Below are 15,280 nucleotides of genomic sequence, written 5' to 3'. Positions count from 1 at the left end.
GTCGAACTACGCCGTGAAGCGAGGGAAGGCAGAGCGGCCCGCGTACACGGCGGCCTCGCCCAGCTCTTCCTCGATGCGGAGCAGCTGGTTGTACTTGGCGACGCGCTCGCTGCGGGCGGGTGCTCCGGTCTTGATCTGGCCGGCATCCGTCGCAACCGCGAGGTCGGCGATGAAGGTGTCCTCGGTCTCACCGGAGCGGTGCGAGATGACGGCGGTGTATCCGGCGCGCTGCGCGAGGGACACCGCGTCAAGCGTCTCGGTCAGGGTGCCGATCTGGTTGACCTTGACCAGGATGGAGTTCGCGGTGCCGAGGGCCAGGCCCTTGGCAAGGCGCACCGGGTTGGTCACGAAGAGGTCGTCGCCGACGATCTGGACCTTGTCTCCGAGCTCGGCGGTGAGGTGAACGTAGCCGTCCCAGTCGTCTTCCTCGAGCGGGTCTTCGATCGAGACGAGCGGGTAGGCGGCAACGAGCTCGACGTAGTACGCAGACAGCTCCAGGGCGGTGAGTTCCTTGCCCTCGAAGTGGTAGACGCCGTCCTTGTAGAACTCGGAGGCGGCGCAGTCGAGCGCCAGACCGATGTCCTTGCCGGGCGTGTAGCCGGCGTTCTGAATGGCTTCGACGATGAGGTCGAGAGCGGCACGGTTGCTCGGCAGGTTGGGGGCGAAGCCACCCTCGTCGCCGAGGCCGGTGGAGAGGCCCTTGGACTTGAGCAGCGCCTTGAGGGCGTGGTAGGTCTCGGTGCCCCAGCGGAGGCCCTCGGCGAAGGACTCGGCGCCGAGTGGGACGACCATGAATTCCTGAATGTCCACGTCGTTGTCGGCGTGGGAGCCTCCGTTGATGATGTTCATCATCGGGACCGGAAGGGTGTGTGCGTTCGGGCCACCGAGGTAGCGGAACAGCGGCAGGCCGGCCGAGGTTGCGGCGGCCTTGGCGACGGCCAGGCTGACGCCCAGGATAGCGTTGGCGCCGACGCGGTGCTTGTTGTCGGTTCCGTCGGTCTCGTTCAGGACGGCGTCGATGATGCGCTGGTCAGCGGCGTCGAGGTCCTCGACTGCCGGGCCGAGCTCGTCGATGACGGCGTCAACGGCCTTGCGGACGCCCTTGCCCAAATAACGTGACTTGTCGCCGTCGTGCAGCTCGTAAGCCTCGAACGCACCGGTGGATGCGCCGGACGGAACGGCGGCACGGCTGACCGAACCGTCATCAAGCAATACCTCGACCTCAACGGTCGGGTTGCCTCTGGAGTCAAGAATCTCGCGCGCTACTACTGCCTCAATGAGAGCCACAGCTATCTCCTGTTTCCTATATTTTTTAATTGTTGGGGTGTTGGTCTGAAGGAATCGAGGAAGACAGCGCCGTGTTCCAATCCCATAACAGTCTAGCGACTGGCCTCAGCCGCCGAGAGGACGGAAATCGAGTTCGCCCGCGCCGGAGGCATCCGCCCCGACGAACGCGTAGCGCCCGTAACCGGCGCCGGCCGCGCGTTCCAGCAGCGCCTTGACGTTCTTGGTGCGCTGTTCGAGGCGCACCCGAAGGCCCTGTTCGACCAGTGTTCGCTTGAGCGCCACGAGTCGGGCCGGGTCTGTTCCCTTGTCGTACACCAGCACGACGGCGTTCTCAGCGGATGCCGCATCCACGCCCAGCAGGTCGACGATACGCTCGAACCCGATCGAGAACCCACACGCCGGCACCTCGGTGCCGAGGAAGCGGCCGATCATGCCATCGTACCGGCCGCCACCGCCGAGGGAGTAGCCCAGATCGGGGTGTGAAATCTCGAAGATGGTGCCGGTGTAATAGCCCATCCCGCGCACCAGGGTCGGGTCGAACACGAGCCGCACCTCGGGCATCGCGGCGCGCAGCGCGAGCAGGTCGGCGAAGGCATCCGTGTCGAGCCAGACCGGCGGGGTCGGCTCGGCGGCCGTCCAACCGGCATCGGCGATCTGGCTCAGGGTATCGGCCACGCCGTCGGTGGCGATGCCCAGGCCAGCGAGCTCCGTGACGACCCCGTCGACGCCGATCTTGTCGAGTTTGTCGATCACGATCAGCGCGCGTTCGTTCAGCTCGGGCGCCACACGCCAATGCGCGAGCAGGGTGGTCAGGATGCGGCGGTCGTTGACGCGGATGGAGCACCCGGTCAGGCCGAGGGCGTCGAGCGCGGCGGCGGTCGCGGTGATCAGCTCAATCTCGGCAAGCAGGCCGGACTCGCCGATGATGTCGATGTCGCACTGCACGAACTGCCGGTAGCGGCCCTTCTGCGGACGCTCCGCCCGCCAGACCGGCGCGATCTGGATGGACCGGAACACCGTCGGCAGTTCCGCCCGGTGAGTCGCGTAGAACCGGGCGAGCGGCACGGTGAGGTCGAAGCGCAGGCCCAGGTCTGCCAGCCCGAGCAGGTCGCCGGATTCGGCGGCGGCCGCGGCATCCGTCGGCTTCAACCCACGCTTCAGCACGGCGAAAGCGAGTTTCTCGTTGTCGCCGCCGAGCCCGGAGTGCAGCCGGGCCGCGTCTTCCATCACGGGGGTCTCGATCTCGTCGAAGCCGTGCGCCGCGAAGCTTCGCCGGATCACGGCCAGCGCGTGCTCCCGGGATGCCTTGTCGGCGGGGAGGAAGTCGCGCATGCCACGGGGAGGGGTCACTGGTGTTGCCATAGCCCCAATTGTGTCAGTTCGGGTCGGCCCGTCCGTTTCCGCCGGGACGCCCGACACGGCTTCACATACGATGTAGTGCTCGATGTCGACGTGGTCGTCACCGGCACCCCGGGCGATGGTCAGGAGCATGGGCATCGAGCCCCGGGCGGCGCGAAACAAGCCCCGATCTGCGCGGACAGAGGACCAGTGAAGGATGTCTGGCTCATGGTTGGACGGTTCCGGCACCGCCCTGTCGGCACCGTCGCGTGGCCTCAGCCCAAGCCTTCGCGCAGGCCTTCGCGCAGGCCTCAGCCGGGCAGCCCGATGATGCCGGCGTCGGCAACGTCGCCGGCATCCGTCGTCTCGGCCTCGCGGATCTCGTCCTGCAGACCGCGGAGGGCCGTGCGCAGGGCACGTTCGGAGTCGAGCCCGTGACTCTTGGCCGCAGACACGATGGCCAGCAGCAGCGGGCCGAGCTGGTCTTCGGTCTCGATCGGAAGCGGGAACGCGGCCTCGGTGCCGATCAGCCCGATCTTCTGGGCTCGGCCGAGCACCTTGTCGGCGAGCGCGAGCGCCGGCATTCCCTGCGGGATCCCGTCGAGCACGCTCGTGCGGGAGGGCTTCTCCGCGGCCTTGAAGTCGTCCCAGGCGCGGGCCACGTCGTCGGCCGTTTCCAGGTTCACGTCGCCGAAGACATGCGGATGCCGCCCGACCATTTTCGCGGTCATGTGCGCGGCGACATCGTGGATGTCGAAGCCCTCGCCGTCGGTGTGCGCGGCCAGGTCGGCGTGGAAGATCACCTGGTAGAGCACGTCGCCGAGCTCCTCGAGCATCTCGTCGCGGCTGCCCGACTCGATCGCCTCGATCAGTTCGTGCGTCTCCTCGGTCAGGTACTGCACCAGCGACTCGTGGGTCTGCTCGGCATCCCACGGGCATCCGCCCGGGGCTCGCAGCAGAGCCACCACGCGAACCAGCTCATCGAGACTGGAGGCCGGTGCCGGGCCGGCGGGGATGTCTGAAAGGGTCACGAGACAACTCTAATCGTCCCGAATTGCCGGGTTCTGCACCGGCCGCGGGCTACGCGACCGCGGCGACGGGACGCGGGAAGAGAGCGTCGAGCAGGTTGCCGGCCCAGGCGATCAGCGCCGCATCCCCGAGCGGTTCCCCGTTGATGCGCGGCATGGGCACGGTCAGCGCACCGTTCTGGGTGAAGTAGCGCGAGCCGGGGTACATGCGCTGCAGGCGCACCTGCATCGAGTCGGCGAGGTTCGCCGGCGACACCCGCAGGTTTGAGCCCATGGCCACGACCTCGCCCAGGCCGGCCTGCTGGGCCAGCCAGCGCAGGCGCGACACCAGCACCAGGTTCTGTACCGGCTGCGGCGGTTCTCCGTAGCGATCGGTGAGCTCCTCGAGAACCAGGTCGATCTGGTCCTTCGCGGCCGTCGGCGAGCTGGCGGCGGACAGCTTCTGGTAGGCCTCGAGGCGCAGCCGTTCGCTGTCGACGTAGTCCTCGGGGATGTGCGCGTCGACGGGCAGTTCCAGCCGAAGTTCGGTCTGGCCCTCCGCGACGTCGCCGCGGAAGGTGCTCACGGCCTCGCCGATCATGCGCAGGTAGAGGTCGAAGCCGACCCCGGCGATGTGGCCGGCCTGCTCGCCGCCGAGCAGGTTGCCGGCGCCGCGGATCTCGAGGTCCTTCAGCGCGACCTGCATGCCGGCGCCCAGTTCGTTGTTCGCCGCGATGGTCGACAGCCGGTCGTGGGCGATCTCAGTCAACGGCTTGTTCTCGTCGTAGAGGAAGTAGGCGTAGGCGCGTTCGCGGCCACGGCCGACCCGCCCGCGCAGCTGGTGCAGCTGGCTGAGCCCGAACTTGTCGGCCCGGTCGATGATGATCGTGTTCGCATTGGCGATGTCGAGGCCGGTCTCGATGATCGTGGTCGAGACGAGCACATCGAACTTGCGCTCCCAGAAGTCCACGACGACCTGTTCGAGCTGGGCCTCAGGCAGCTGGCCGTGCGCCACGGCGATCCGCGCCTCGGGTACGAGCTCGGCCAGCTTCGCGGCCACCCGGTTAATGCTCGACACCCGGTTGTGCACGACGAAGATCTGGCCCTCCCGCAGCAGCTCCCGCCGGATGGCCGCGGCCACCTGGCGGTCGGAGTACGGTCCGACGAAGGTGAGGATCGGGTGCCGGTCCTCCGGCGGGGTGGCCAGGGTGGACATCTCCCGGATGCCGGTGACCGCCATCTCCAGCGTGCGCGGGATGGGCGTGGCGCTCATCGCGAGGATATCCACGTTGGTCTTGAGCTTCTTCAGCGCATCCTTGTGCTCCACGCCGAAGCGCTGCTCCTCGTCGATGATCACGAGACCCAGGTCCTTGAACACGATGGAGTCCGACAGCAGCCGGTGGGTGCCGATCACGAGGTCGACGGTGCCGTCGAGCATGCCCGCGATGGTTTCGCGGGATTCCTTCTCGGACTGGAACCGGCTGAGCGCGCGCAGGTGCACCGGGAACCCGGCGAAGCGTTCCTGGAACGTCTCCATATGCTGGCGCACGAGCAGGGTGGTGGGCACGAGCATGACGACCTGCTTGCCGTCCTGGATCGCCTTGAACGCGGCGCGCACGGCCACCTCGGTCTTGCCGAACCCGACGTCGCCGGAGAGCAGCCGGTCCATCGGGATGGGCCGTTCCATGTCGGCCTTGACCTCGTCGATGGTGGTGAGCTGGTCGGGCGTCTCCGCGAATGGGAAGGCCTCCTCCAGCTCGCGCTGCCAGGGGGTGTCCGGCCCGAAGGCATGACCCTTGCTGGCCATCCGTGCGGAGTAGAGCTTGACGAGCTCGACGGCGATGTCCCGCACGGCACGACGCGCCTTGGTCTTCGCCGCCGACCAGTCGCTGCCGCCCATTTTGCTCAGCGCCGGCGCCTCGCCGCCGACGTAGCGGCTGACCAGGTCGAGCTGGTCGGTGGGCACGTAGAGCTTGTCTCCCGGGTGCCCGCGCTTCGACGGCGCGTACTCGAGCACGAGGTATTCGCGCTTGGTCTTGACCGGGTTGCGGCCGCCGCTGGAGACCTCACGCTGGGTGAGCTCGATGAACCGGCCGATGCCGTGCGTCTGGTGCACGACGTGGTCGCCGGCCTTCAACTGCAACGGATCGACGACGTTCTTGCGTCGGCTGGCCAGCTTCTTCACCTGGCGCGCGTCGTAGCCGACGGTGCGGCCGTAGAATTCTGACTCGCTGACCAGGGAGAATTTCGTCTCCGGCAGTTCGAAACCGTGGTCGACGGATGCTTTCAGCAGGTAGGCGATACCGGCCTCGGGTCGGCTCGGCCATTCCGTGACGATCCGGGCGGGCAGCTCCCGCTCGGCCAGAACGTCGGCGGCACGTTCGACCAGCCCGGCACCCTGGGCGACGATGCCGACGGTCCAGCCGGCCTTCAGCCGCTCGGCCAGGTGACCGACGGCGCCCTCGACGTTGCCCTGGAAACTCGGCACGGCGTCGCCCTCGACCCGCACCGTGAGCAGGTCGTCGATTTCGCGGTGCTCCGGAAGAACTGGCGCGTCCGTCGGCGCCGCCTGGAAGGAGCTCAGGGTCCACCACACGTGTGCGGACGCGGGGGCGCCGGGCGCGCTGAACTGCACGGCCTCGCGCAGCCGCCCGAGGGTGAGGAAGTCGCCGGATTCCAGGTCGATCGGCGCCTCGGCGCCCGCGGTCGCGGCGCTCCACGCGGCGCCGAGGAACTCCCGGTTGGTTTCGGCGAGGCTGATCGCGCGGGATGCGACGCGCTCGGGCGAGATGACGGCGACGGCCGCCTCGGCGGGCAGGTAGTGGGTGATCGGCACGAGCCGGTCGACGAGGGCGGGCGCGAGGCTCTCCATGCCCTCGACCGGGATGCCCTCGGCGATCTTCGCGAGCAGGCCGGACAGGCTCGGGAACTCGTGCTGCATCTCGCGCGCCCGCTGCCGCACGGCGGGGCTGAGCAACAGCTCGCGGCTCGGCGGCAGGCTCACCGAGTCGACCGGGTCAGGGAAGGAGCGCTGGTCAGCGACCGAGAACGCGCGGATCTGTTCGACCTCGTCGCCGAAGAACTCGACCCGGAAGGGGTGTGGGGCGATCGACGGGAACACGTCGAGGATACCGCCGCGCACCGCGAACTCGCCGCGCCGGGTGACCATGTCCACCCGGGCGTACGCAACGTCGACGAGTTGGCGCGCGATGGCGGAGAGGTCGTGGCCGCGTTGGCCGGCGACCAGGTCGATCGGCTCGTAGTCGGTGAGGTTGTCGGCCACGGGCTGTAGCGCGGCGCGCACGGACGCGATGACGATCAGGGGGCGCCGCCCCGCCGGTGCGTTCTCTTCCCACTCGCGCATCCGTCGCAGGGCGTAGAGCCGCTTACCGACGATTTCGGCGCTGGGGCTGAGCCGTTCGTGCGGCAGCGTCTCCCAGGCCGGGAAGTCGATGATCTCGGCGTCGGCCGCGAAGCAGGCAAGGTTCTCGTGCAGCGCCTCCGACTCCCGCCCGGTGGCGGTGATCAGCAGCAGGGCCGGGGCCTTCTCCAGCCGGGTGCGCTGCTCGAGCAGCGCGGCGAGCAACGGCGCGCGGAGCCCCTCGGTGAGGGAGAAGTCGACGTCCCGGTTCGCGAAGGCGAGGGCATTGTCGAATGTGGAGGCGCGCGAAAGTGTGGCAATTAAGCCCTGAAGAGTCACCAGATAAGTCTACGCAACCAGGCTGACAGCCAACCCGGGCGGCCAGAGGGCATCAGGGGGCGTGGAACTTCTGCTGCGCCGCGGCGACGCCCTCCGCGGCGATCAGTTGGATCGCGTCGGCGGCATCCGTCAACAGGTTGGGCAGAGCCGATCGCTCGGTGGACGTGAAGTCGTGCAGCACGAAGTCCGCGGCGGGCTGGCGGCCGGGCGGGCGCCCAATGCCGACGCGGATGCGGATGAACTCGTTCGTGCCTGCGGCGGCGATGATGTCCCGGAGGCCGTTGTGGCCGCCGTGGCCCCCGCCGACCTTGATCTTCATTGTGTCGAACGGCAGGTCGAGGTCGTCGTGGATCACGATCAGGCGTGCCGGCTCCAGCGAGTAGAAGCGCAGGAGCGCGGCCACCGGCCCGCCGGTCACGTTCATGTACGTGTTCGGCTTGGCCAGCACCAGCTTCGGACCTCCCGGGAAACTGCGCCCTTCGGCAACCGAGGAATTCGTTTTATGGTTCTTGAAGTTGGCCGACACGCGGTCGGCGAGCACGGTAGCCACCATGTGGCCGACATTGTGTCGGTTGCTGGCGTAGTCGGGCCCGGGGTTGCCGAGCCCGACTACGAGCCAGAGATTGTCGTCCAGGGGAATCCTCCGCTTGCGACGAAACCAGAAGGGAATGACTACTCGGCGGGGGCAGCCTCGGCGTCGCCCTCTACGGCCTCGCCCTCTTCTGTTTCCTCTTCCTCTTCCTCGGCAGGCAGGTGCACGAGCACGACGACGGCTTCTTCGTCGGAGACGAGCGTGGCGCCCTTGGGCAGCACGACGTCCTTCGCGCGGATCTGGTCGCCGTCTTCGAGGCCCTCGATCGAGACCTGGACGTTCTGCGGGATGCTGGTGGCCTCGACCTCGAGAAGAAGGGTCTTGGAGTCCAGGTCAGCCATGGTGCCGGAGGCCGACTCACCGGTCAGGTGCACGGCAACCTCGACCTGGACCTTCTCACCCTTGCGGATGACGATGAGGTCGAGGTGCTCGATGATCTGCAGGAACGGGTCCTTCTGCACGTCCTTGACCAGGGTCAGGTGGGTCTTGCCGTCGATGTCCAGCTCGAGGACGGCGTTCGCACGACGCAGCAGCAGGCCGATCTGGTGCGCGGGAAGCGCAACGTGAACCGGGGTGGTGCCGTGGCCGTACATGACGGCGGGGATCTTGCCCAGCACGCGCAGCTTGCGGGCGGCGCCCTTGCCGAACTTCACGCGCAGGTCGGCGACAATCTTGTTGGTGGCGTCAGCCATGGTGTATCTCCTTGCGGACCGCTACGGCCCAGATCTGGTTTGCGGACGATGCCCGCAAAGATGGGTACTGGTTCATTTTCAACTCGAACGCGTGTCAGCGTGAGGAAAGGCCGTGAAGCATTCCGCCGCGTCGATAACGGATGCCGCACCCTCGGTTTCCCGGCGGGCGGCAGCCCTCGCCGAAGTTCAACTCCTGAGTCTAGCGGAGGCGACGGCGCGCGGCGAACGCGCGCAGCGGCATCCGTCACCAACGCCGCCCGCGTCACCCCACGTCACGGCCATGGGCCGAGCGACTAGCCTTGAAGGAGTTCTGAGAACAGATAGCTGAAGGAGCAAACGTGGCCGAAACCGGCGCAGCACAGGCAAACATTGGCGTAGTGGGACTGGCGGTGATGGGCTCGAATCTCGCCCGCAACTTGGCCAGCCGTGCGGGCAACACCGTGGCGGTGTACAACCGCTCCCCCGAGCGCACCCGCCTGCTCACGACCGAGCACCCCGAGGCCGGCTTCGTCGCCTCAGAGACCATCGAGGAGTTCGTGGCGTCGCTGCAGAAGCCGCGTACCGCGATCATCATGGTGCAGGCCGGTGCGGGCACGGATGCCGTGATCAGCCGACTGACCGACCTGTTCGAGCCCGGCGACATCATCGTGGACGGTGGCAACGCCGACTTCCAGGACACCATCCGCCGCGAGAAAGAGGTGCGCGCCACGGGCGTGAACTTCGTCGGCGCCGGCATCTCCGGCGGCGAAGAGGGTGCTCTCAAGGGCCCCAGCATTATGCCCGGCGGCTCGGTGGAGGCCTACAAGACCCTCGGCCCGATCCTCGAATCGATCGCGGCCGTCGTCGACGGCGTCCCCTGCGTCACTCACATCGGCACGGATGGCGCCGGTCACTTCGTCAAGATGATCCACAACGGCATTGAATACGCCGACATGCAGCTCATCGCGGAGGCATACGATCTGCTCCGCAAGGTGACCGGGCACTCCCCCGCCGCCATCGCCGACGTGTTCACCGAGTGGAACGAGGGTGACCTCGAGAGCTACCTGATCGAGATCACCGCCGAGGTGCTGCGCCAGGTCGACGCCAAGACCGGCCTGCCGTTTATCGATGTCGTGCTCGACGAGGCCGGCTCGAAGGGCACCGGCGTGTGGACCGTGCAGAACGCGCTCGACCTGGGCGTGCCCGTCGGCGGCATCGCCGAGGCCGTCTTCGCCCGCGCCGTGTCCAGCCACCCGGAGCAGCGCGTCCCCGTGCGCGCCGCCATCACCGCCCGCCCGGAAATCGCCGTCGTCGGCCACACCTTCCAAGACGACGTTCGCCAGGCGCTCTACGCGTCGAAAGTCGTTGCCTATGCCCAGGGCTTTGACGCGATCATCGCCGGTGCGAAGAAGTACGGCTGGACCGTGGACAAGGGCGCCATCGCCACGATCTGGCGCGGCGGCTGCATCATCCGCGCCCAGTTCCTGAACCGCATCGTCGACGCCTACGCCAACGACCCGTCGATCGCCTCCCTGCTCGCCGACCCGTACTTCGCCCAGGCCGTCGCCGACGGCGAGTCGGCGTGGCGCCGGGTGGTCTCGACCGCGGCACTGTCGGGCATCCCGGTTCCCGGCTTCGCGTCGGCGCTCAGCTACTTCGACTCGCTCGCGAGCGAGCGGCTCCCCGCCGCACTCGTGCAGGGCCAGCGCGACTTCTTCGGCGCGCACACCTATAAGCGCGTCGACATGCCCGGAACCTTCCACACCCTGTGGTCCGGGGACCGCAGCGAGATCGAGACCGAGGGCTCCTCGCACTAGACCCGCTCCTCCGGTGCCGCAACTGTTGCCGGAGCGGACGAGTGTTGCCCGCACACCGGCAACAGTTGTCCGCTTCGGCAACAGTTTTATGCTCTGGCAACACCGGTGTGCCAGCCGGCAGATTAGCGGAGGACCGGGAGCCCTGCGGTTGTGAGGATGCGCAGGAGCGAACCGCGCCGGCGCACATCGGCCGAACCCCAGCGGGCCATGCGATTGCCTTCCGCGCGGAGGTCATCCTCGCGCACCTTCTCCCGGGTGACCGCTTCCTCGGGCGTGAGTCCCCGGAGGTACTCCGCCTTCAGGTATTTGCCCTGCCCGTCGAACTCCCCGATCAGACGATAGGTCGGCCACTCGAAGTCGGTGAAGTAGAAGCCGCCGCGAGGGTTGCGATGGCACGTCTGCAGCACGGGATCGGGGAAGCCCAGCTCGAAGATCGCCACGCGACTGAGCGATTCACCCGGGTCGTCCGCATTGGGCCGTCCGAAGCGGATGGCCCGTTCCGCCTTCACCCATCCCCGGGGTGACACCGACTCCTGGAGTTTCTCGCGCAGCACCTCGTCCGTCAGGAAGACCTCCGGGGATGCACTTCGCGGGTTGAGGGCGTGGTCGATCGCGACGACGGCTGTGGCAAAACTCGTGGTGCGTGCCAGGTCGAGCAGGGTGCGCGCGGGACTGGTCACGAGCATCCCGTCGATGTCGACGATGTCACCGTCGGGAACGTCGATGCGGTGGACCGTCACGCCATTCTTGCTCCGCGCCCCGGACTGCGGTGGTGCGAGCACGTGCACCGTGCTCGGCCAGGCCTCAGCCAGGGGAATCCCCCACACGGCCGCCGCCGATTGATGGCTGATCAGAGGGTCGCGCGTCCGCGTGGCGACGACCGCGCGGATCTCGGCGAGGTGCCTCTGTCGCGGTGAGAGCGGCCCCCAGTGATCCGTCGTGGTGAAGACACCACGGCGTAACCGTAGTGCGCTCCTCCCGAACTGCGCCTCACGCCGAAACTGCCGGTCACCTGACTCCGTGGTGGCGGCCCCGCCCGAGAGGTACAACCCGGTGTGCTCGTCGATTCGCGCGTCAGCCATCTGCCGAGGGTCGCGGTGTGAAGCGGGTCCGGTGCCGCTCCCCCGTGTTCCGTGGGTCCCGCGCGGCCCGGGGAGCCTGGGGAGGGGTGGCCGCGTCGCTCCCGGCGGGACAAACTGTTGGGGAGCTCCAGCACGAAGCAGCCGGGTTTGCGATACTGGGAGCCTGATGACGAGCGACGACCACCCCGAACTCTCCGGTTACGAGCCGCTGGATGCCGGCCGGCCCCTGCGCAGTCCGCGCACCCTCCTGATGATGCGCATCGTCGTCGTGCTCGGGCTCGTGGCGCTGATCGTGCCCGGCATCCTGACGAGCGTGCAGGTGGCGACGACCACGGCCGCCAATGCGTGCAGCGTGGCCACGGCTCGGTACTATCCGGGCGCCGTCGACTTCGACGCCCGCTTCGAGCTGAGCGGTCCGGGCGGCTTCGGCTGGCAGTGCTACGCGATCGATCTGAACGAGCGCGAGACGTATGTCGTGCCGCTCGGCATCATTCCCTCGGCGCCCCGGGCGCCCAGCACCGAGATTCCCGTGTAGACCCGACCCCGATCAGGACCGGGCCCGGACAGACCGATGGCCGGTCACCGACATTCGTCGACGACCGGCCGGGGTTCGCTGTGCGAAGAGCCCGCGGCTATGCGGCGCCCTCGAACATCGAGGTGACGGAACCCTCGTCGAAGACCTCGTGGATGGCCCGCGCCAGAAGCGGCGCGATCGGCAGTACGGTGAGCGTGGGGAAGCGCTTCTCCTCGGGGATCGGCAGGGTGTCGGTGACGACGACCTCGGAGATCGCGGGATTCTGCAGCAGCTCCAGCGCCGGATGGCTGAACACGGCGTGGGTTGCGGCGACGACGACACCGATCGCGCCGGCGGCGCGCAAAGCCTCGGCGGCGAGAACGATTGTGCGGCCGGTGTCGATCATGTCGTCGACGATCAGGCAGACGCGACCCTCGACCTGACCGACGATCTCGTGCACGGAGACCCGGTTGGCGACCTTCGGGTCGCGACGCTTATGGATGATGGCCAGCGGGGCGCCGAGCTTGTCGCTCCAGATGTCGGCGACGCGCACGCGGCCCATGTCAGGCGAGACGACCGTCAGGGTGGCCGGGTCGAGCTTCTCCTTGAAGTGCTCGAGCAGCACGGGCATGGCGAAGAGGTGGTCGACGGGGCCGTCGAAGAAACCCTGGATCTGGGCGGCGTGCAGGTCGACGGCCATGATCCGGTCGGCTCCGGCGACCTTGAACAGGTCGGCGATCAGCCGGGCCGAGATCGGCTCGCGGCCGCGGCCCTTCTTGTCCTGGCGGGCGTAAGGGTAGAACGGCGCCACGACGGTGATGCGCTTGGCGGAGGCCCGCTTGAGCGCGTCGACCATGATCAGCTGTTCCATCAGCCACTCGTTGATCGGGTCGGTGTGCGACTGGATCACGAAGGTGTCCGAGCCGCGCACGCTCTCGTCGAAGCGCGCGTAGATCTCGCCGTTCGCGAAGGTGCGTGCGTCGGTGTGAACGAGTTCGGTACCAAGTTCCGTGGCGATGTCCAGTGCCAGTTGCGGGTGTGCTCGCCCCGAAACCAATACAAGTCGCTTTTCGCCGCTGGTCTTGATTCCAGACACCTAGTCTCCACTCTTTGCCGCAGCCGCCGCCGCGTCGGTTCCTGGGCGGTTGGTCTGTACCCAGCCGTCCATATTGCGTTGTGGGGCCACGGTGAGGCCCAAGGCCCCGGCCGGCACGTCCTTACGGACGATTGTTCCGGCACCCGTGTACGCTCCGTCCCCAATCCTAATCGGCGCGACGAACACGTTGTGCGACCCGGTGCGCACGTGGGACCCGATCTCAGTGTGGTTCTTGGTCACACCGTCGTAGTTGGCGAAGATCGTGCCGGCCCCGATGTTCGATCCCACTCCCACGGTCGCGTCGCCGACGTAGCTGAGGTGCGGCACTTTGCTACCCGCGCCGATGGTCGCGTTCTTGGTCTCGACAAAGGTGCCGATCTTGCCGTCAGCGCCCAGGCTCGTGCCCGGGCGCAGATAGGCGAACGGACCGACGGATGCGCCGGCGCCGATGACCGCGAGCGTCGCATCCGTGCGCTTCACCACCGCGTTCTCGCCGATTTCACAATCGAGGAGGGTGGTGTCCGGGCCGATCACGGCACCGGTCTCGATCACGGTCGAACCGAGGATCTGCGTACCCGGCCGGATGATGACATCCGGAGCCAGCTTTGCCTTGAGGTCGATCCAGGTGGTAGCAGGATCCTGCACGGTCACGCCGGCCAACTGCCAGCCGTAGACGATGAGGCCGTTCAGCTGGCGCGCGGTCTCGCTGAGCTGGGACCGGTCGTTGATGCCGGCCACCAGCCAGGCGTCCGCGACCGGCACGGCCCGCACTTCGGCCCCGGCCTGGCGTAGCAGCCCGACCACGTCGGTGAGGTATTTCTCTCCCTGCGCGTTCTCGGTGGTGACGTTGGCCAGCTGCTCGCGCAACTCGGCTACGCGGAAGACGTAGACCCCGGCGTTCGTCTCGGAGATGGCACGTTCCTCGGCCGTCGCATCCTTCTGCTCGACAATGCGGTCGAAGGCGCCCTCTTCGGAGCGCACGATGCGGCCATAGCCGGTGGCGTCCTCCGGAAAGGAGGAGAGCACGGTGGCCGAGACGTCCCGGTCGCGGTGCGCGGCGACGAAACTGGCCAGCGTGGCCGCGTTCAGCAGCGGCACGTCGCCGCTGACCACGAGCACGTCGCCCTCGAAGTCATCGGGGAGGGCGGTGATGGCCTGCTCCACGGCCCGTCCGGTGCCGGGCAGCTCGTCCTGGTCGACGATCAGGCTCTCGGGCAGGTCCTTGCCGACGAGGGCGGCCAGCTGGTCGCGCTCGTGGCGCACCACGGTGACGACGTGTGCCGCTTCGAGGGCGCGGGATGTCGCCAGCACATGGCTGAGAATGGGGAGACCGGCCAGCTCGTGCAGAAGTTTCGGAGTGCTTGATTTCATGCGGGTGCCCTGGCCGGCGGCCAGCACGACGATTGCGAGTCGGGAATCAGTCACGGGGTTTCCTCTAGCTTCGGTGGAGCCGCCCGGGGAAGACCGGATGGTGACGCCATGCAGTGCTCCGCCGCCAGGACTCGAACCTAGACCTAACAGCTCCAAAGGCTGTCGTGCTGCCATTACACCACGGCGGAATTCGCCGACCGACGGCCGACCAACGGTAACAAGTCTGCCAGATATCGCGCCGATAGCGCGCCCCGGCGCTCCTGGGACGCGCTCCTGCGCCGGTTGGCGTGCCTGAGCGGGATAATAGACGGATGCCCGCACATGACGAAGTCGACCGGATCGTTGACGCTTGGCTGCGCGAACGGCCCGACCTCGACTTCTCACCGCTTCAGGTGCTGTCACGCGTGGCCCGTCTGTCCAAGCACCTGGACCGCGCCCGCCGCACCGCGTTCTCCCGCTCAGAGTTGGACTCCTGGGAGTTCGACGTGCTCTCGGCGCTGCGCCGTGCGGGGGCACCCTACGAGCTGAGCCCGAAAGCCCTGCTGCAGCAGACGCTGGTCTCCAGCGGCACGATGACCAACCGGATCGACCGGCTCGTCGAGCGGGGGCTGGTCACCCGGCGCACGGACCCCAACGACGGGCGCGGCATTTTCGTGGGGATGAACCCGGCCGGCCTGACCCGGGTGGATGCCGCCATCACCCGGCTGGTCGACGCCGAGGCCGAGCTGCTCGCCACGCTGTCGCCGAGCGAGCAGACCGGACTCGCGACCCTGCTGCGCAAGCTCAGCCTCGGCTTCGACTAGGG

At 67.9% G+C, this 15,280-nt stretch carries 12 protein-coding genes and 1 tRNA gene; 3 read left to right on the top strand and 10 right to left on the bottom strand.

The annotated features are described in order from the left end of the window. Positions 1-6: 6 nt before the first annotated feature. The 6 genes from eno to E3O62_RS04965 form a co-directional block, all read right to left on the bottom strand. The gene (eno, locus tag E3O62_RS04990; RefSeq protein WP_134397746.1) at positions 7-1,287 is read right to left on the bottom strand and encodes a phosphopyruvate hydratase; all 1,281 of its coding nucleotides are present in this window, start codon (positions 1,285-1,287) and stop codon (positions 7-9) included. A 105-nt stretch (positions 1,288-1,392) separates the two neighbouring features. Further along, positions 1,393-2,649, bottom strand: coding sequence for a histidine--tRNA ligase (gene hisS / locus E3O62_RS04985; RefSeq protein WP_134397745.1), 1,257 nt, complete (start codon positions 2,647-2,649; stop codon positions 1,393-1,395). 287 nt (positions 2,650-2,936) lie between these two features. After that, complete coding sequence (locus E3O62_RS04980) at positions 2,937-3,656, bottom strand: MazG family protein (RefSeq protein ID WP_134393819.1); 720 nt, start codon at positions 3,654-3,656, stop codon at positions 2,937-2,939. A 49-nt stretch (positions 3,657-3,705) separates the two neighbouring features. After that, positions 3,706-7,332, bottom strand: a complete 3,627-nt coding sequence (gene mfd, locus E3O62_RS04975; protein WP_134393820.1) for a transcription-repair coupling factor — start codon at positions 7,330-7,332, stop codon at positions 3,706-3,708. A 52-nt stretch (positions 7,333-7,384) separates the two neighbouring features. Continuing rightward, positions 7,385-7,966 carry an aminoacyl-tRNA hydrolase gene (gene pth, locus E3O62_RS04970; RefSeq protein ID WP_134393821.1) on the bottom strand — a complete coding sequence of 194 codons (582 nt, stop codon included), beginning with the start codon at positions 7,964-7,966 and terminating at the stop codon, positions 7,385-7,387. A 38-nt stretch (positions 7,967-8,004) separates the two neighbouring features. Beyond that, positions 8,005-8,616, bottom strand: a complete 612-nt coding sequence (locus E3O62_RS04965) for a 50S ribosomal protein L25/general stress protein Ctc (RefSeq protein ID WP_134393822.1) — start codon at positions 8,614-8,616, stop codon at positions 8,005-8,007. A gap of 392 nt (positions 8,617-9,008) precedes the next feature. Between E3O62_RS04965 and gndA the strand changes: the two genes are divergently transcribed. Next, entirely contained in the window at positions 9,009-10,412 is a 1,404-nt protein-coding gene (gene gndA / locus E3O62_RS04960; RefSeq protein WP_241973334.1) for an NADP-dependent phosphogluconate dehydrogenase, read from the top strand. Positions 10,413-10,534: 122 nt separating this feature from the next. Here the strand turns inward: gndA and E3O62_RS04955 are convergent, their stop codons facing one another. Next, positions 10,535-11,494, bottom strand: a complete 960-nt coding sequence (locus E3O62_RS04955; RefSeq protein ID WP_134397744.1) for a hypothetical protein — start codon at positions 11,492-11,494, stop codon at positions 10,535-10,537. Positions 11,495-11,660: 166 nt separating this feature from the next. Here E3O62_RS04955 and E3O62_RS04950 point away from each other — a divergent pair, with 166 nt between their 5' ends. Then, entirely contained in the window at positions 11,661-12,029 is a 369-nt protein-coding gene (locus E3O62_RS04950) for a hypothetical protein (RefSeq protein ID WP_134397743.1), read from the top strand. Positions 12,030-12,126: 97 nt separating this feature from the next. Here the strand turns inward: E3O62_RS04950 and E3O62_RS04945 are convergent, their stop codons facing one another. From E3O62_RS04945 to E3O62_RS04935, 3 genes are all read right to left on the bottom strand, one after another. After that, positions 12,127-13,104, bottom strand: a complete 978-nt coding sequence (locus E3O62_RS04945) for a ribose-phosphate diphosphokinase (RefSeq protein ID WP_104100824.1) — start codon at positions 13,102-13,104, stop codon at positions 12,127-12,129. After that, positions 13,105-14,529 carry a bifunctional UDP-N-acetylglucosamine diphosphorylase/glucosamine-1-phosphate N-acetyltransferase GlmU gene (gene glmU, locus E3O62_RS04940; RefSeq protein WP_134397742.1) on the bottom strand — a complete coding sequence of 475 codons (1,425 nt, stop codon included), beginning with the start codon at positions 14,527-14,529 and terminating at the stop codon, positions 13,105-13,107. Between the two features lie 62 nt (positions 14,530-14,591). Beyond that, positions 14,592-14,663: transfer RNA gene (locus E3O62_RS04935), tRNA-Gln, on the bottom strand. 123 nt (positions 14,664-14,786) lie between these two features. On the opposite strand from E3O62_RS04935, the gene E3O62_RS04930 reads away from it, so the two are divergent. After that, positions 14,787-15,278 carry a MarR family winged helix-turn-helix transcriptional regulator gene (locus E3O62_RS04930; protein ID WP_134397741.1) on the top strand — a complete coding sequence of 164 codons (492 nt, stop codon included), beginning with the start codon at positions 14,787-14,789 and terminating at the stop codon, positions 15,276-15,278. Positions 15,279-15,280 lie beyond the last annotated feature (2 nt).

This window comes from Cryobacterium sp. TMT2-15-1, from assembly GCF_004402345.1.
GTDB lineage: Bacteria > Actinomycetota > Actinomycetes > Actinomycetales > Microbacteriaceae > Cryobacterium > Cryobacterium sandaracinum.
This window is presented reverse-complemented; position numbering and strand designations above follow the sequence as displayed.

Excerpts from the sequence above, each read along its gene's own strand:
- hisS (WP_134397745.1), bottom strand. The coding sequence starts at position 2,649 with ATGGCAACACCAGTGACCCCTCCCCGTGGCATGCGCGACTTCCTCCCC.
- E3O62_RS04965 (WP_134393822.1), bottom strand. The coding sequence starts at position 8,616 with ATGGCTGACGCCACCAACAAGATTGTCGCCGACCTGCGCGTGAAGTTC.
- gndA (WP_241973334.1), top strand. The coding sequence starts at position 9,009 with ATGGGCTCGAATCTCGCCCGCAACTTGGCCAGCCGTGCGGGCAACACC.
- E3O62_RS04955 (WP_134397744.1), bottom strand. The coding sequence starts at position 11,494 with ATGGCTGACGCGCGAATCGACGAGCACACCGGGTTGTACCTCTCGGGC.
- E3O62_RS04950 (WP_134397743.1), top strand. The coding sequence starts at position 11,661 with ATGACGAGCGACGACCACCCCGAACTCTCCGGTTACGAGCCGCTGGAT.
- E3O62_RS04930 (WP_134397741.1), top strand. The coding sequence starts at position 14,787 with ATGCCCGCACATGACGAAGTCGACCGGATCGTTGACGCTTGGCTGCGC.